15 protein-coding genes and 1 tRNA gene are annotated in these 17,867 nt (G+C 34.3%); 9 read left to right on the top strand and 7 right to left on the bottom strand.

The features are described from left to right. Window positions 1-15 precede the first annotated feature (15 nt). From ACHRV5_RS01295 to ACHRV5_RS01280, 4 genes are all read left to right on the top strand, one after another. Window positions 16-987: a hypothetical protein gene (locus ACHRV5_RS01295; RefSeq protein WP_395425461.1), complete on the top strand. Its 972-nt coding sequence runs from the start codon at window positions 16-18 to the stop codon at window positions 985-987. Continuing rightward, window positions 984-1,607: a hypothetical protein gene (locus ACHRV5_RS01290; protein ID WP_395425460.1), complete on the top strand. Its 624-nt coding sequence runs from the start codon at window positions 984-986 to the stop codon at window positions 1,605-1,607. Before ACHRV5_RS01295 ends, ACHRV5_RS01290 begins: the two co-directional genes overlap by 4 nt. Window positions 1,608-1,925: 318 nt before the next feature. Continuing rightward, window positions 1,926-2,096 (top strand): hypothetical protein, encoded by a 171-nt coding sequence (locus tag ACHRV5_RS01285; protein ID WP_395425459.1) that lies wholly within the window; start codon window positions 1,926-1,928, stop codon window positions 2,094-2,096. Continuing rightward, the gene (locus ACHRV5_RS01280) at window positions 2,093-3,643 is read left to right on the top strand and encodes a recombinase family protein (RefSeq protein ID WP_395425458.1); all 1,551 of its coding nucleotides are present in this window, start codon (window positions 2,093-2,095) and stop codon (window positions 3,641-3,643) included. Before ACHRV5_RS01285 ends, ACHRV5_RS01280 begins: the two co-directional genes overlap by 4 nt. Here the strand turns inward: ACHRV5_RS01280 and ACHRV5_RS01275 are convergent. Then, window positions 3,609-3,682 (bottom strand) — tRNA-Arg (locus ACHRV5_RS01275). The genes ACHRV5_RS01280 and ACHRV5_RS01275 overlap by 35 nt on opposite strands. Before the next feature lie 116 nt (window positions 3,683-3,798). Here ACHRV5_RS01275 and ACHRV5_RS01270 point away from each other — a divergent pair. Together ACHRV5_RS01270 and ACHRV5_RS01265 are read left to right on the top strand one after the other, a co-directional pair. Continuing rightward, window positions 3,799-4,311 (top strand): adenine phosphoribosyltransferase, encoded by a 513-nt coding sequence (locus tag ACHRV5_RS01270; RefSeq protein WP_395425457.1) that lies wholly within the window; start codon window positions 3,799-3,801, stop codon window positions 4,309-4,311. A gap of 27 nt (window positions 4,312-4,338) precedes the next feature. After that, window positions 4,339-5,103, top strand: a complete 765-nt coding sequence (locus ACHRV5_RS01265) for a hypothetical protein (protein WP_395425456.1) — start codon at window positions 4,339-4,341, stop codon at window positions 5,101-5,103. A gap of 3 nt (window positions 5,104-5,106) precedes the next feature. Here the strand turns inward: ACHRV5_RS01265 and ACHRV5_RS01260 are convergent, their stop codons facing one another. The 3 genes from ACHRV5_RS01260 to ACHRV5_RS01250 form a co-directional block, all read right to left on the bottom strand. Then, window positions 5,107-5,757 carry a response regulator transcription factor gene (locus ACHRV5_RS01260; protein WP_047775285.1) on the bottom strand — a complete coding sequence of 217 codons (651 nt, stop codon included), beginning with the start codon at window positions 5,755-5,757 and terminating at the stop codon, window positions 5,107-5,109. Next, window positions 5,741-6,532, bottom strand: a complete 792-nt coding sequence (locus ACHRV5_RS01255) for a sensor histidine kinase (RefSeq protein WP_047775283.1) — start codon at window positions 6,530-6,532, stop codon at window positions 5,741-5,743. The genes ACHRV5_RS01260 and ACHRV5_RS01255 overlap by 17 nt, the downstream gene beginning before the upstream one ends. A gap of 628 nt (window positions 6,533-7,160) precedes the next feature. Continuing rightward, complete coding sequence (locus ACHRV5_RS01250) at window positions 7,161-7,601, bottom strand: hypothetical protein (protein WP_047775279.1); 441 nt, start codon at window positions 7,599-7,601, stop codon at window positions 7,161-7,163. A gap of 273 nt (window positions 7,602-7,874) precedes the next feature. Between ACHRV5_RS01250 and ACHRV5_RS01245 the strand changes: the two genes are divergently transcribed. The 3 genes from ACHRV5_RS01245 to ACHRV5_RS01235 all read left to right on the top strand — a co-directional run bounded on the left by ACHRV5_RS01245 (window position 7,875) and on the right by ACHRV5_RS01235 (window position 12,944). Further along, window positions 7,875-9,890 (top strand): hypothetical protein, encoded by a 2,016-nt coding sequence (locus tag ACHRV5_RS01245; protein WP_047775277.1) that lies wholly within the window; start codon window positions 7,875-7,877, stop codon window positions 9,888-9,890. A 77-nt stretch (window positions 9,891-9,967) separates the two neighbouring features. Continuing rightward, a complete protein-coding gene (locus ACHRV5_RS01240) occupies window positions 9,968-12,115 on the top strand; it encodes a hypothetical protein (RefSeq protein WP_395425455.1) in 2,148 nt (715 codons plus the stop codon). Between the two features lie 4 nt (window positions 12,116-12,119). Further along, window positions 12,120-12,944 (top strand): N-acetylmuramidase domain-containing protein, encoded by an 825-nt coding sequence (locus ACHRV5_RS01235; RefSeq protein WP_395425454.1) that lies wholly within the window; start codon window positions 12,120-12,122, stop codon window positions 12,942-12,944. Between the two features lie 60 nt (window positions 12,945-13,004). On the opposite strand, the gene pheT is transcribed toward ACHRV5_RS01235, so the two are convergent. The 3 genes from pheT to ACHRV5_RS01220 all read right to left on the bottom strand — a co-directional run bounded on the left by pheT (window position 13,005) and on the right by ACHRV5_RS01220 (window position 17,808). Continuing rightward, window positions 13,005-15,425 carry a phenylalanine--tRNA ligase subunit beta gene (pheT, locus tag ACHRV5_RS01230; protein WP_047775272.1) on the bottom strand — a complete coding sequence of 807 codons (2,421 nt, stop codon included), beginning with the start codon at window positions 15,423-15,425 and terminating at the stop codon, window positions 13,005-13,007. Between the two features lie 181 nt (window positions 15,426-15,606). Continuing rightward, window positions 15,607-16,470, bottom strand: coding sequence for a bestrophin family protein (locus ACHRV5_RS01225; protein ID WP_395425453.1), 864 nt, complete (start codon window positions 16,468-16,470; stop codon window positions 15,607-15,609). Window positions 16,471-16,497: 27 nt separating this feature from the next. Continuing rightward, complete coding sequence (locus ACHRV5_RS01220; RefSeq protein WP_395425452.1) at window positions 16,498-17,808, bottom strand: TolC family protein; 1,311 nt, start codon at window positions 17,806-17,808, stop codon at window positions 16,498-16,500. Window positions 17,809-17,867: the final 59 nt, after the last annotated feature.

The following is a 17,867-nucleotide window of genomic DNA, read 5'->3' as shown; positions in this document are numbered from 1 at the left end:
TAAAACTAAAAATATATGAATAATCCAGAAAGTGTTAAACTAGAAGTTTTTACTATCGCTTTAAAACCATTATCCAATAACCTAAATAATACTTTAAAAGACGTATTATTAAATACTTCAGGTATAAATCCAGTAAATGATCTATTTAGTGAATTTGTTCAAGTTTTCATAAACCATATCGACTCGGGGTATACTGAATTACGAAATAAAGCTTTTACGTTATCTACAGATATATCGGAGTATGGTTTTGATATAACTGATGAAAATGTTTGGGGTGTTTTAAAAGGTGGTTCTAAAGGTTCAGGTAAAACAAAATCACCCATCACAAATAGGGAAGAGGAAGAAGATCTAGAAGGAACTGTTATTAATGATAAATACTTTTTTTACTTACATTTTCCATTAGAGAGTAATGTAGGATATCTGTTTTTTCAAATCTATGGTGGGGCTAGTATTAGAGGAGAATTCATACAGCATATCACTGATTTATTTAAAATATCAGGTAAATATAATAAGGCAGTCCCGCACCCTATATTACCGAATTGTATCAGAGATGAATTTAGAGGAAATAGTAAAGTTATTGAGATGAATTACATTACAAATGTGTTATCTTCATCTTTAACGGAAGAAACTGCTTTTTCGAATTTATGCGATAAGTATCATATTGAAATTAGTATAAAACCAACTGGTAGTAATACTATCACTCCTGACAAAGTTCCAGTTTTGAATAGAATATTTTCTAGTTTAGCATTGAAAAATGCTAGATTATCAGATTCTGTAAAGAAAAAAGTAGTCTTACAAAATTTAGCAACAAAAAAAACATCTAAATTTGAATTAGATACTCATGATGTTATGCCACGAATTTATTTAAATGGTAGAGTCAATTTTGACGATAATGGCATTCCTGATTTTTCGGAGTTAAAATCTTTTTGTGACAGTTTATTGCGTGAATTAATCGAAGGTCATTATTCTAAAATTGAAAGGCAATGATAAAAAAAGTTTGGAATATTTATATTAACGCTATGCAGAGTGTTTGTAAAAACGAAGATAATACTACCAACAAACTTGAATTGATTTTGGTATATCTCACAATGTTCGGACTCAGTATTTTTCTTGTTTATTATAAGAATGAAAAATTTATTGAAGACTCAAAGATTTTAGCAATGCTTTTATCATTGTTTTCAGGATTGATGTATAGTGTTTTGTTGAAAATTCCTGATAAATTATCTAAACTAGAAACTATAAAGCAAAAAGAAAATGAAAATATTTCTGAATTGAAGATTAGAACAGAAACTAATACATTAAACAATAGAACATTCAATTATCTCAAAAATTTTTCTTTTACATTGTCATATTCGATTATTGTTGCAATTCTTTGTATATTTTTTGTAATTGCAAGTTCTTTTTTTACTTCTTTACTAAACTTTCATTTATCAACTGTTGAGTTTAATTTTGATAATATTGATTATTGGTTAACTTTTAAAGTTGCTGTAGTAATATTATATCGTTTTTTGTTCGTTTTTTTTATGTTTCAATTTTTATATTTTATAACTAAATCAGTTATTTATTTGACAGATTTTACTTTATACGAATTTAATAATTTAAAGTAAAAATCGCTGTCCGAAGTGTTCTCTTATAACGCTTCGCACTTTATGATAAATGTCCGCAAAGTAATTCTCTTAGCTGGCGCTATCTTCTATCTTGTGCTTATTCCAAAATAAGCACAATAATATATTTCTTCTGAAAATTGAACATCGGGACTTCCGATTGACTTAAACTTGTGAACTCATTTTGATATCTTAATATTATAACTTAATTCAAGATTGAAGAAGGAAATAGACTTCCACCGAGTGACAAGTTGACCTATCATGTGGATTAAAGTATTTCTATATTTAAATTACATTTTTATGAATTTTAAAAGTGTGATTATGGAGAAAGATATCGACTACAGTAATTCAAAGTTGACCCCCGAAAAAGCTTTACAGATGCTTCGATCTGAGAGGCTTGATGTTACTATTGAACAGGCAGAGGAAATCTTGTATTTCTTAAGAATAATTGCTAATATCGCTGTGTTGAAACATTTAAATAAAACAAAATGAGCAAGATAGCGGACTTATACATCAGAGTAAGTACTGACGAGCAGGCTGAGAAGGGCTTCTCCCAGCGTAATCAGGAAGAAATGCTAAGGAAATATTGCAGCATAAACCAAATACAAATACGTAATGTAATTTATGAAGATCATTCAGCAAAGACTTTTAACAGACCGCAATGGAAAAAATTTCTTGCTGATGTAAAAAAAAATAAAAATAAAATTAATTTGGTTCTTTTTATGAAGTGGGATAGGTTCAGCCGTAACGCGGGTGATGCTTACCAAATGATCAATGTATTAAGAAAATTGGGTATAGAGCCGCAGGCAATAGAACAGCCACTTGATCTTAGTGTTCCGGAAAACAAAATGATGCTGGCTTTTTACCTGGCTGCGCCCGAGGTTGAAAACGACCGAAGGGCATTGAATACCTTTCAGGGGCTTAGAAGGGGTAAGAAGGAGGGGAGGCATATGGGTATGGCTCCTTATGGCTATGCAAATAAAGTTACAGAAGATGGAAAAAAATATATTGCCATTGTACCGGAGAAAGCCGTAAAACTTGTTTGGATATTCGAACAGGTAGCAAGAAATGTTTTTAGTACCGAATCTATTTACCAGATGGCTAAAGATAAAGGGCTTGTTTTATCTAAAAGCAACTTGTGGGTAATTCTTAGAAATCCACTTTACTGCGGAAAAATAGTAGTTCCTAAATATAGAGATGAAGAAGAAAGATGGGTAACTGGCCAACATGATCCCATTATTAGCGAGGGCTTGTTTTATCGCGTACAAGACGTTCTTGACAGTAAAGCCAGAACATACAGGCCAAAGATCAAGACTATCGAAAATTTTCCTTTAAGAGGCTTTTTTTTATGCCCTCAATGTGGGCAGAAGTTAACAGGCAGCAAATGTAAAGGAAGGAATAAACATTACTACTACTATCATTGTCACAAAGATTGTAAATGGAGAGTAAACTCGGAGATTGCCAATAAGATATTTAAAGAGCATTTAAATAAATTTAAACCTTTACCGGAGGTGAAAAAATTATATGCGGCAGTTCTGCTTGAAGGATATCGAGAACACACAGGAGTAGTAGCTAATGAAAAAAATAAATCGCTGGAACAAATTGCAGCTTACGAAAAGAAATTATCTGTTGCCAGAAATCTGTTAGTAAGTGAGAAAATTGATGCTGAGGATTATAATCTCATGAAGATTGAATACAATGAAATTATCAGTAATCTGGAAAAAGAGATGGGTAATATCGAGGACGACAGAGGAAATATAGAGTATTTAACGAACTCAGGATTGGAAAACCTTTTAAAACTCGGAGAAGCCTTTGATAATGCGAGTTTAGCAGATTCGAGGGAGATAATTGGTTTAATTTTTCCTGAAAATTTCACATTTCGAGAAAACAAAATCCAAACCGCTAAGATCAACGAAATGGTCAACTGTATCTACTTGGTAAACAACAGATTACGAGCAAAAAAAAACGGGACAAAAGATGATATTTTTCTTTTGTCCCGAGTAGTGACCTCGACTGGATTCAAACCAGTAACCTCTTGAGCCGTAATCAAGTGCGCTATTCAGTTGCGCCACGAGGCCTTTTTATTTCTCAATTTAGCTAAAATTCTGTAGCTTTGTTGAGCGCTTATTGCGGGTGCAAAGATAGCTATAAATGTGAGATAAACAAGGAAAAAATAATATAAAAACAAAAAAAAATGAAGTTCGAAAGTTATATACGTGATATTCAAGATTTTCCCAAAGAAGGAATTTTATTTAAAGATATTACCCCGTTATTAAATGATCCGGTTGCCCGGAAAGAATGCCTATCTATTCTGCTAGCATCGCTAAACGGACAGGTTATCGACAAAGTTATAGGTGCTGAAAGTCGTGGGTTTTTCTTCGGTATGTTGTTGGCTCAGGAATTGAATGCGGGTTTTGTACCGGTTCGTAAACCTAAAAAACTGCCTTACACAACTATTTCCGCTTCTTATGACTTAGAATATGGCACAGATACCTTAGAAATTCACACAGATGCCATCAAAAAAGGAGACAGGGTCTTGATACATGATGATGTTTTAGCAACGGGAGGAACAGCTAAAGCGCTTGGAGAATTGGTAAAGAAATTGGGTGGAGAAATTGTACAGTTTAATTTTCTAATGGAGCTTTCATTTTTAAACGGTAGAGATAAAATAGCCGAAAACTCTATTTTTTCGGCAATAACCTACTAATCCAAAGACTTTAACCCAAATCTGAAAATGAAATATATTTCTCTACTAGCAGCACTGTTCTTATTTTCCTGTAATGACCAAAAAACAACATCCTCTGAAATATCGGTAAAAACAGCAGCGAATAAAGAAAAGAAAATCCCAAAGGCCTCCCAAGAAGAGGCCTTTTTTAGTGCTATACGCCCAGGAGAGCGATTGAATAAAGGAAAAGAATACTCAGATGAAGTGGAATATGTGGAATACGATGACAACGGCGATTATAACCTGTTTACCATAAAAAAAGGCAAGGAAACTATAGCATTGAACACTAATTTTGAAGGAACTGCTGCCTTTCTGAGAGGCGACATTTTAGAAATAACATGGAAAATAGATACAACATACAGTGCAGGCGATGGAGAGAAACTCGATTTCACACCTTGGCTGATAAAAGCTAAAAAAGTAAAAGACGGTAGCCTAAGTCTATTTAAAAGAAAATACAAAAAACCAATTAAATATTATTCTACAGGCGAGGAGCAGTATACAAATTCTTTTGTGGAATACCTCAATGTTTTGGTCGAGTACTACCTCGCAAATTCTAAAAGAGAGCTCGTAAAAGCAAACCTCCAAAATCCGGATACCAATTTGGTTTATTCGATAGAAAATGGAGATAAAGACGGTCGCTCTTATGTTATTGTTGGGATTTCAAACGAATTCGAAAATCATACCAGTATAATTCAATGGTTGTATTTGGATAACGAAACCAGAAAATTATATGAGTATGATTTGGCAAATGATACATTAATCGAATTTAAGTAGTCTTTAAACCAAAACGATTTTATGTTTGATCGCATATAAAACTAAACCTATTCGGGTTTTGATTTCGAGTTTATCAAACAGGGACTCTCTGTAGCCATCAATTGTTTTGGGACTCAGACACATTTCTGAAGCAATTTCCTTATAGGTTTTTTCACTGCAGGCATGTCTTATAAAAACAATTTCTTTTTCTTTTAAACTGACTTTTTTAGAATCGTCATTGGCTTTTTTTACGAGCATTCCTGAAACCAATTCGGTAAAATAGAACCCTTTATCGATCACGCATGACATGGCTTCTTTGAATATTTCGGGCGAAGTGTCTTTTAGTAAATAACCTCTGGCACCATTAGTAATCATTTTGATGATAATTTCTTCATCATCGTTCACCGATAGCGCTATAATTTTTAACGAAGGTCTGTTTTCTTTGACCCATTTCATTGTTTCAAGGCCGTCTAAAACAGGCATATTGACATCTAAAAGAATCAAATCTACCTCTAAGTCTGTATTCTCCTGAAGATAGGTTATAAAAACTTTGCCGTTTTCAAAGCGATTGACCACGTCAAATTCTTTAAAACTATTGATCAAAAGCTGCAAGGATTGTGAGAACAACTGGTGATCATCGACAACAATAATTTTATTTTTAACTTTTGTTTTCATCGGGTGTGGTTAAGGGATATTCTAAAGTTATACTTGTTCCGGATGTATTGGATTCCATAATTAGTTTAGCACCAATTAGTTTAGCTCTCAATTTCATATTGTTTAAACCAATTCCGGACGTGACTTTTTTGGTGTCATAACCAATTCCGAAATCCTTCATTTTTAACTGAAAAAGGTCTGCTGTTGTCGTAATATCCACCTCGTATAAATCGCTGAGAGAATGTTTTAAACTATTGTGCAAAGCTTCCTGAAAAATGCGGTAAATAAACAAATCATGCTCTTCGTTAATCTCAGGTATTTCTCCTGTAAATTTATAATTATAATGAATGTGCTTCAGTTTTTTTATGCGTTCCAAATCCTGTTTTATCGCTTCTATAAAATTGGATTGCAATAAGTTATCCTTGTTTATAATGCGGGATAAAATCCGAATCTCGTCGAGCGATTTGGCTAAAACATGCTTAAGATCGGTCAGTTCTTTGCTTTTAATTGATTTTCCGGTTTGTATGTACATATTAAGCTGCATAATTCCCACTGAAACAATCTGGCCAATATTGTCATGCAGTTCTTTGCTGATTTCGGAGAGCGTCTGATCTTTAATCTCAATCCTGGTTTTGACTAACTCTGATTGAAAGTACATTTCAGATTCCATTTTCTCAACCAGATAATTGTTCTTTTTCTTCAAAAAATAGAAAAAAAGCACAAGTAACGTGATGAGTAGAGTAAAAAAAACAATACCTAATGAAATGACTAATAATTGTATTTCTTTTCGCTCCATATAAATCCGATTATAAAACAACTGTGTGCCAGAAAATTTAAAATAAAAACAACTAAACTAAAAATAGAGTCGTCTTGTTTGATTAAAAACCAGTTTATCGCTAGCATAAAAGGCAGAAAAGGAACGTGAAAGACCAATATGCCTAAGATATACCAAAAAAAAACAGATTTTTTAAAGTTTAATATTTTGTCTGAATTAAAGATCTCTACCAAATAGAGACAGGCAAGTATCATCACTACTATAACTCCTATTGCAAAACTGTATGTAAACGAGTGATTCATATCTTCTTTGAAATATAAAATATTCAAAAAAAAGGAAACCACGAACAGCCCTAAAAATAGTACCGCAGAAATTCTGTTATCCCGCTTCAATAAAAGGCTTCTGAGTAATAGTATATAGGCCGAGAAACTAACGAACATGTAAAAATTATAAACATAATAATTTAACAAACCTGTCCATTGTGTAAAAAAGTAGCCGACTATTTCAATAAGCACTGAAAACCAGATTAAAAGTACTAAAAATTTAGCTTTATTACTAGGAAGTTTATGCAACGAGATTAACCCGATGATTCCTGATAGCAAAGCTAAATAGACGATATAAGATCTTAAAAATTCAAACATAATTTTTTTTAGTAGGTTAGGCTAGGTGGTCTTCCTATGTTGCCATAATTCATTGGTTGAATGCTTTCTATGTCATGGGATTCCTCTTCTTCTACTGTAGAAGCAAAACCTTGCATTTTGTTTGCACTCGATACTGAGCTTGCTTTTTTTCCTGTAGGAGCCAGAAAAAGTGTCGTCAGACCTGCTTTCTCGCCATGTTTTTCGTCCTCCGGATATACACCGAAATAGAATCGGATCCCGTCTACGTCATATCCGTTTTCAACTCCTTGTGTTTTAATATACTGTATGTAGCTTTCTAAAGCTTCCAGTGAATACCAAATGGCATTTGCATCGTCTTTTTTGGTTGATTTACGGATTATTTTCGCTCTTTTATGCGTGTAATTCGAATTCAGCTCCTTGGCAAATTCTCTCGTTATCAACTGATTGGGTTTTGAAGAAGGGTTTTTCATGTTTTTTAGTTTTAAAGTGTAATTAGTTAAAAAGTTATTAATTAAGGTTTTTGATAATCTTACGTACAAAATTATTTCAAATGACAAGATGCGACAAGGGGGAATTTACCCTTTTTTACGCAGGTAAATTTATTTAAAAATTTGGGCTAAAGCGCTGTTACAGGATAATTTCTAATGATACAATTTTACATCGTTCCTTTTTTCGAACAAATGAGTCAGGCGAAACTCAAAAAAAGAGCCAATTAAAAATGTAAAACTTTAAATTATTTAATTATGTCACAACCAACACCTCTAGGTTACCCACATGCAGGAGCCGGAACAGTAGAAATCCTTTTAGAAAAAGAAGATGGAGCAGATTTTGCAGTCCTTTTTTCACCAGATCCCAACAATATGTTATTGAGAGACGCGGGATTACCAATGCAGTTTTATTATTATCCAAAAGCACCACGTCTGGCGAAACACCCTGACGGAAGATTCAAATTCTCTATGCAGGTTTTTAAATCAGAAGGAGATTCCTCAACCGTAATCGGTGCAGAAGGACTGGAAGAAGAAGCAGGAGCTTATACTACATTGACAAGCACTATAGATCTACCGGAAGCTTTATTAAAGAAAGCAATCGATAAATTAAAAACAAAGCTTCACACGAGCTATAACAATCAAAGAACTTCAAAACTTTTTGGATTGTTTTCTTTCCTAAAAGGCGTTGACAGAGATTTTGACGAAACAAACGTTAGACCGATACAGTTAACAGAGAATAAAATTGCCATGCATATAGTAGGAGAGAAGTCTCCAAACAATCCTTTTGGAGGGGCTAATCCATGGACGTTTAATATTCAGGGAGAAGGAAACGGAAGTACTTTTGGACTTGGAGATAACGCATTGTCTGTATTAATGGGACGTAACAGTGCTTCCTTAGTGAAAGGCGCTTTAGAAACAGGAACCAATAACCTGGTTGTCGAGAACAGTATCAAGTACAAAGGATACATGCCAACAACAACTATTAAAACTACTGTAGATGTCAAAAAAGTACACACTTATTTTTCTGCTAAAGTAAATGCCAGCTGGTCATTTGTTGATGTGAACTGGGAGCATGAGTATGAGAAAATCTTAACTCAGGGCGGAATTATCAGTGAAATCATAACAGACAACCAATTCTCTAACGAGGAAAGAAAAAAAGTAGAAGAAGCACTTTTAACCAAACAAAGAGATTTTGCTTTTCAAATGGTTCAAAAACAAATTTTTGATGCTCCTGAAAAACAATTTACGCCGGCATCTACACCGGAAAAACCAGGAGGATTCTTTAGAGTGCTATTTGGACTGGGCAGCGTAGGAGTAAGTTTAAAATCGGGAACTCAAATTAGAGAAGTAAAATTTACTGATGAAATTAAATTCTCTGCCATTGAAGTTTTAGATTCAAAAATAAGTGGAAATCTGACTCCTTTGACTTTAAAATCAGGAGCTGAAGCAAAAGCAGAACTAAAAAAATACATCACTGAGATTCAGCTTGATGAAGATTTTTCTAAAGTTCAGGTGATTGCATCTTTAAATGGTGGTTTGATTAAACTGGACAAAGACAGCGATATTGTAAACGACAGTCCTGTGAGCCAGGTTTCTATCGAAGTTGGTTATCCGGATTCAAAAGGAAAAATAATCTGGAAAAGCTCCGGAAGAATGATTGCACCTGAAGGTACTCCGTATGTGAAAAATACGAGCAAATCCGGTAAAGAAATTGATGCGATTTTCCCGGCAACTTGGAATGATAAATCTAAGGAGAAAAATGCTTTTGTCTTTGATTTTGTGAAAAACAATGGTTCGACCAAAATTAAAGTAAGACAAGAAGTAATGTACGAGAAAGACAAGAGAATCAAATTAAAAGATACCACCAGAGAATTTGAATTTGAAGGAACCAAAGTCTTCGTACCACTACCGGTGATGAACATGATCAATTATACATTGTCTACCGAAGAACTTTTTGAATGTGATACTTTGGAGGTTACTTTAAAAGTTGACAAAATGTCAAGCAAAAAATTCAAATTTACAGCCGACAATTTTGAAGACGCGATACCTTACAGAGCTTGGTATGAATTAGATTACACCATAAAACCAACCGAATATAAAGTAAAATATACTTGTAACGGTAAAATTGGTAAAAAAGCCAAAAAAGTAAGTATCTCTACGGATTATCAAAAAATTGATTATTTAGAAGGGGATGTTTTATTCGAAATCCCAACAGGAACCGCTGCTCAAAATGCAGACATAGAAAAAATCAGAGCGCCATTTATGGAATAGTTTTTTTCTAAACAAACAAAGGGGACATTTTGTCCCTTTTGTTTTCTAAACCTAATTAATCATTAAAATGAAACATCATGCCAGATTTAAATACATTCAAACTTGAAGGAACAAAACTGGTTCCCACCAACAGATTCAACCTCGAACCGGCAAAACCCAGTGCTTCATTTACGGTGGCACCCAGTGTCAAAGTAGCTGATTTTAAAGTTATCGAACATCCTGTAATTCATTCGATAAACATAAGACCGGAGATCATCCTGATACCCTTGGATATTTATTTTCCATTGATTGAAAACGATACCGTAATAAACGAAAATTCCACTTTCAAAGATTATAACAATCCTGATATAACCTTGTTTTTTCCCGAAATAGAACTTACACCAAACAACAACACGGTGTTCTATTACGAAAACGTACTGGATAAATCCGGAAACAAAAGCGGGTTACTTGGTTATGTTACTTTGAAATACAACATCAAAAACAAACAAGTAAGCAGTAATCAGAGGAATATTGCTTTAAACCTAAGAGAAGCAATACTAAATCTGAAAGTAAACGGAGATCTGGTCAGAATCAATGGCGTAATTAATACCTTAACCAAAGAAATACAATTTGACCTAAAAGATGAAGCCGTAAAAATTGCTTATTTCAATCTCATCTCGCAAATTGAAAGCGCCAAATGTAATATCGATTTGTTCTTCGATTTTAAAGGATACTCCAAGTACAGAAGAAACCTTTTGTTTGCCAGAGATATTTCCTTAATCAACACTAAAATGGCGATCAAAAGTGATTTAGTCGCTCCTAAAACACTTTCAACAAAAGCAAATTTGATAAGCAGTCCTTTGCTCGTGAAAGCAGGACCTGCAAAAAGCATGATTTCAAGCAAATCCATTACCGAAATTCAAAGAGAGAATAATATCGACACTTCCATTCAGGCAGAATTGGTTAAAAGTACTTTTTTATTAAAGGTAAATAAGACCGTAGGGTATGCTGTTTCAAAAGAACCCGCAACCAGTCTTTACAAAACAGCCGATGGAGGGTTTATTGTCAATCCTTTTAATCTGAATGAAGACTTCTCTCAGTTCAAACAAATATTTGTCGCCGGAATAAATTTCAGCAAACTGTCGATTTATAAATCGATGGTGCAACCCAACACCTTTTTACTGATTTCTAAAATGTACAGTCTTTCTAAAGATTTAGATACTTTAAAACCTTGCATTTCGACTATTTTTCATGCCTATGAAGACGGTGTAGGTTCTTCGGAAGAAATCTCAAAAATTAGTTTCCAGTTTGCTATTGGCCCAAATCTTTCCGAATTTGATTTGGCCAAACTAAAAATAGCACTTTTAAACAACAATTTTATTGATGGAGACACGACCGATTATTTCAATAAAGTTCAGTTTCTTTTCCCAAATGATATTGAAGCCGAGTACGAGGTGAGCGGAAATTACTTTTTGCAAAAATCAGATATTAATGTAGACGGGAAACATTTTCTGTTCAATCTCTCCACTGAAAATCTAGCCGAAGCAAGTATAATGATCAACGCTTTAAACAACACCATATCACAGTTTGCTAATATTAATTTTAAACATAAAGAAATAAAAGACACCAGTGTCATTGAATTGAATATTGAAAAAACGATTGGAGAAATTATCGCTGCTTCGATAGATAATGATCTGAAGAAGATTCAAATTAAAAATCAGTCCTTTTCCAGTTGCAGACTCAATTCTATTCTTTTGGTTTACAATCAAAACGGAACGTATTTTAACAGTACCTTTTTCAATAGTTTTCCGCAGTTAATCAGTAACGACAGCAAGGTTTTGGATAGTGCTGCTCTCAATCCCAGTAGCGCATCAGGGAATTTGGAAAACGTATTTTTTGATTTTGAAAACATTGAAAATATTAGCTCCGAATTCAATCAGATCGTTTCGCAATCTACAGACTACAATCGTTACATTCAGATCGAAATAAAAAAGCAGGCCGCGGCTACAAGTAAAATTACGGTAGAGTTAACGGTTCTGGAATCTGGAAGTAAATTCAGCATTGAACGCTTAAAATCGGAATTTTCGACTCCGATTCTCTTTAATTTCATTGTCAAAAATACAGGAGTAAATTCGACTCTAATCTCGTATAAAACAAATTATTTTGACAAAAACGACAATTTGGTAAAATCCAAAAATGAAGTTTTTGATTTCTCAACCTCTTCCAAAATAACGATAATCAAGTAAAGCCATGAGAACTATAAAATTTGGAGTAAAATCAAGTGAGGTCTATTACTTAAACGAATTACTTGCAAAACGCAATTACAGCGTTATCGTTTCAGACTATTTTGGCGTTGAAACGGATAAAGCAGTAAAGGATTTTCAATTAAACAACAATCTGGTAGTCGATGGAATTGTGGGACTAAAAACCTGGTCAATGCTTTTAGAACAAAGTGATACCGGATCTTTATCCAACAACAAATTACTTTCGGAGCAAGATCTTATTGATTTCTCGAACGACCATAATCTTGAATTAGCAGTTGTTAAAGCGGTAAATCAGGTTGAAAGCAATGGCAAAGGTTTTCTGGTAGACGGGAGGCCAAAAATTCTGTTTGAAGGCCATGTTTTCTGGAGGGAATTAAAAAAGAGAGGCATCAATTGTCAAGCTTATGTCAATTCAAATACGGCCAATATTCTCTATCCTGCTTATACCAAAAAGTATTATGTGGGTGGAGAAGGGGAGTATACCCGTTTAGAAAAAGCGATTGCTTTAAATACGGATGCAAATTTTAGTGACGCAGCAAAATGTTCGGCTTCTTGGGGACTCTTTCAGGTTATGGGATTTAATGCTGTTTCTATCGGATATGCGAACATAAACGAATTTACAGAAAAAATGGATCTAAATGAAGGGGAACATTTAAAAGCTTTCGGGTTCTTTTTGAAAGAGAATAATCTGATTTCGGTTTTAAGAAACCAAAAATGGGCTGAATTTGCCCTTAAGTACAACGGTGAGGGATATAGAACAAACAAATACGATGAAAAACTAAAGAGTGCTTACGAGCGATTTGCGTCTTAAAAAAAAATCCGACAGCTATTTGAAAACTGTCGGATTTAATTATAGTAAGAAAGTTCTTTTTTATCTTAAACTTGCTCCAAGTTCGGTCTCAAATGCATGTTGCAATTTCGACATGATTTTATCAATCTGAACATCTGTAAGTGTCTTAGTATGATCCTGAATCGTAAAACTCAAAGCGTATGATTTTTTACCTTCCGGAAGATTTTTACCTTCATAAACATCAAACAAATTCACATCTTTCAAAAGTGTTTTTTCCGTTTGTTTCGCCAAATTATAAACACTCTCGTACGTTGTTTTTTGATCGATTAACAAAGCCAAATCTCTACGAACTTCCGGATACTTTGGAATTTCGGTGTATTTGATTTTTCCGGTAATAATTTTCAATACCAAATCCCAGTTGAAATCAGCAAAATAAACATCTTGTTTGATTCCGAAATGTTTTAGGATCGGTTTTTTAATCACACCCATTTCAACCAATACATCATTGTTGTAACAGATAGATGTTCCTTCAGAGAAGATATCAGACTGCACGGGATTATTAGATATTTTATCGATTCCTAAACGGGCTAAAATAGCTTTAACATATCCTTTCAATAAAAAGAAATCGGTAGCTTTTTGAGGGCTTGTCCAGCTTTCTTTATTTCTGTCTCCGGAAATGGATAGCGTTAAATGTTTGTGCTCCTCATAACCGTTAAGGAATTTGTGGTAGGTTTTTCCAAATTCAAACAATTTCAAATCAGAACTTTTTCTGTTGATGTTGTATGAAATCGCTTCCAAAGCAGAAAACAGCAAAGATTGACGCATAGTTGCCAAGTCACTACTTAACGGATTAAGCATGGTCACATTATGCTCTTCTTTTAACATAGCCGATAGTTTTGTATAAGCAGCTGTTGTTAAAGAATTCGCCATCATTTCATGAAAACCTTGCGAGTTCAATTGCGAACCAATTAAGTTCTGCACTTTGTAATCTTCTGTTCTTGGTGAGTTTGCAACCGTAGCATTAAACTTCTTCGAAAACTCGATATTGTTGTAACCGTATACTCTTAAAATTTCTTCAATTACATCAATTTCACGTTGTACATCCACACGGTAAGCAGGAATCGTTAATCCCAAACCGGAATCAGAAACACTGTTTACTTTAATATCTAAAGAAACCAATATTTTTTTGATTGTATCTTTTGGAATTTCCTGACCGATAATTTTATAAACGTGACTAAAGTTCAATAAAACAGAAAAATCCTCTACCTTTTTAGGATACACCTCAATTACATCAGAGGTGATTTTTCCACCTGCAACTTCCTGAATCAAAAGAGCAGCACGTTTTAAAGCATATTCTGTAATAGTCGGATCAATTCCTCTTTCAAATCTAAAAGAAGCATCTGTATTTAACTGATGTCTTTTGGCTGTCTTACGAACACTAACCGCATCAAAATACGCACTTTCAAGGAAAATAGAAGTAGTTCCTTCAGAAACTCCTGATTTTTTTCCTCCAAAAACACCGGCAATGCAAAGTGGTCCTTTTTCATCGCAAATCATCAAATCTTCTGCATGCAATGTTCTTTCCACATCGTCTAAGGTTGTAAATTTTGTACCCTCAGCCAATGTTTTTACACTTATTTTTCCGTTGACTTTTGCAGCATCAAAAGCGTGCAAAGGTTGTCCCAATTCATGTAAAACATAATTGGTAACGTCAACAATATTATTTTTCGGAGCTAATCCGATCGCTTTTAGACGATCTTGCAACCAGCTTGGAGATTCTCCAACAGTGATTCCCGAAATCGTAACACCACAATATCTTGGAGCCAAAAGAGGCTCTTCAACAACCACATCAATTTTAAGGGTACGCATATCCACTCTGAAATTGCTTACAGAAGGTGTAATTAATTCGATGTTTACGCCACGTTGCAACATTCCGGCTCTAAGATCACGCGCTGTTCCATAATGGCTCATGGCATCGGCACGGTTAGGTGTCAATCCAATTTCGAAAACTTCGTCGCTTACGATATCAAAAACTTTAGATCCCGGAGTTCCAGGTACTAATTTTTCGTCTAAAACCATAATTCCGTCATGACTTGTACCAAGACCTAATTCGTCTTCTGCACAGATCATTCCGTGACTTTCCTGTCCACGAATTTTTCCTTTTTTAATGGTGAATTCTCCACCGTCTTTATCATACAAAACTGTTCCGATAGTAGCAACTGCTACTTTTTGTCCAGCAGCAACATTAGCAGCTCCACAAACAATCTGTATAGGAGCTTCCAATCCGATATTTACAGTCGTAACGTTTAGTCTGTCAGCATCGGGATGTTTTTCACAGGTAAGCACGTGTCCTACAACAATTCCTTGTAAACCACCTTTAATGGATTCATATTTTTCAACAACTTCGACTTCCAAACCTAAATCTGTAAGTAATTCTGATGTTTGTTCAGAGGTCCAGTCTGTCTTAATGAATTGTTTTAACCAGTTGTAAGATATTTTCATGTTAACTTTTTTATTCTTGAATAAGGGTGTAAATATAAGGATTGATCAGCGGAGTTGGAAACAATTTTTTTGTTTTTTGCCGTATAAATTTACCTTTCAACGTTATAATGCTGCAACAAATTTAACACAAGCATTTTGTAATCTGTTTGTAATGAGTTGCTACAGTACTTTGTAAGGGGATTTAAATCAGTTCTTCCACGTGTTTTTTGATATTTACCGAAATCTTTCTGATCGGCAAATCATTCTCATCATCACCAAAAGGGTCTTCAATTTCTTCGGCTATAAGCTCTAAACTGGCTAAGACGTAAAAGATAAAAACAACCACCGGCGCTACGTAATATCCCAAACTTACCGCGTATCCAAAAGGCAATGTCATCGTATAAAAAAAGATGAATTTCTTGATGAAAGCACTGTAAGAGTAGGGGATAGGCGTGTTTTTGATGCGCTCGCAGGCACCACAAATATCGGTAAAAGATTGTAATTCCTCGTTTAAAATAATCAGCTGATCTCCGGTAATTTTTTTAGCATCATACAAATCATTGATTTTCTGATACATGATTCTTTTTACCTGATTCGGTTTGTGTTTTTGATGGTCAATTTCTAAATCTACATCTTCAAAAAGCTGTTTACCGGTATCCTCATTATTCAAATGCTTCTGCAAAACAGAAGCATAAGTTGGTATAATCTTACGGAAAAATTTCCTGTCGTTTTCTTCTTTTAAAATAGCGGAAAGTTTTATCGCTAAATTACGACTGTTGTTTACCAGTGCGCCCCAAAGCTTTCGGCCTTCCCACCAGCGATCATAAGCTGTGTTGGTTCTGAAAACAAGCAATAGAGATATTACAAAACCAAGCATTCCATGCATAATAGGAATGTTCTGGATGTAGTCATTTTTGGTAACTTTAAAATATTCAAGTTCAACATATCCAACTGCTCCGGCGTAAACTCCGATGGCCAGCATAATTGGAAATAATTTTCGAACGGTATCTGATTTATGAAAATGAAAGATAAAAGAAAACCATTCTTTAGTATTATATGAAATCATTTAAGTTTGTTTTGAAACAAATTTAAATTAAAAATTCATATTTCCCGCCAATTCTTTTAGTGCAATTTCAGATAATTTTGCCTGATATTGGGCATTGCTGTAACGTACCTTTGCGTTTACATAATTAAGCTGAGCTGTTCTGAAATCTATAGTTGTAATCGTCCCGATTTTGAATTTATCCAGCGTAATCTCTAAGTTTTGTTTAGCGATTGCTTCGTTATTTTCCTCAAGACCAATCAATTCTAAATTGGTTAAATACGTCTGAAAAGCGGTACTTAACTGTGTATTCAAAACCATATTTTGCTGCTCGATAGCAATTTGAGAGTTCTCAATCTGCAATTTTGCCACTTTTTCATTTCGATGCTGATTAAAGCCGTCAAAAATATTCAGTGTAGCATTAAAACCATAATTTAAACCTCGGGAAGAAGTAGCGCTGGTAAATCCTAAACTCGATTCACTTTCGTTAAAATTATAACCCGAAGTCAGCCTCACAATTGGATAACGATCTGCTTTGACTTGTTTCAATTGTAATTCAGCTATACGTTTGTTTATAACCTGCGCTTCTAATGCCGGATTCTGTTTTTGCGCTAAATCCACTAAATCATTTAAAACCAATTTACTATCAACAATTACCAAATCAGTTACTTTAAAATCAATTCTTGAATCACGTGCTAAATACTGGTTCAATAAAATTTTAGCGTTAGCATACGATTCTTTTTGTCTTAACAACGCCACCTGATCCGAATTTAGATCCACCTGCGCATTTAAAACCTCTAATTTTGAAGCTTTACCAATACTGAAACGATTTTTAGCTAAAGTTAATCTTTGATTGGAAATTACAATTGTCGTGTCCAATGCAGCCAATTGTTGTTGCTGCTGCACCAAGTCATAATAAGCCGAATTTACTTGTCCAATCTTGATCAAAATGGTTCTTTTAAGCTCTGAATCGCCCAGTTTTTGAAGTTCCTTTAACTGGTCCAATTTCGCAAACATTTTCATTCCGTCAAAAACCGTCCATCCCAAACTTACACCATAACTTAAACTATTGTTTTTGGCATTTTTCAATGATGTAGAAGTTCCATCCTGACGTGTTTGTGATGAATTCTGAATATTGTTGTTATCTGTAACCGAAGCCGTTGCGGTAGGTAACATTCCGGCGTTTCCGACCGTAACATTAGTCTCACTTATTTTCGTGTTGTTTTTGGCAATCTTAATTTCAAAGTTATTTTCCAAGGCTATTTTCATAGCATCTTCAATAGTTAAAACTTCTTGCGCTTGTACTTTTGTGAGGCAGAAGAAGCATACTAGCAGACTACTGAATAAAATTTTAGTACTCATATTTGTTTTTCTTTTGACAGGAATTCACCAGCTCAAACTTTGGCAATAGTGAATTCCTG

Source organism: Flavobacterium sp. FlaQc-52 (genome assembly GCF_044007495.1).
GTDB lineage: Bacteria > Bacteroidota > Bacteroidia > Flavobacteriales > Flavobacteriaceae > Flavobacterium > Flavobacterium cupriresistens.
This window is presented reverse-complemented; position numbering and strand designations above follow the sequence as displayed.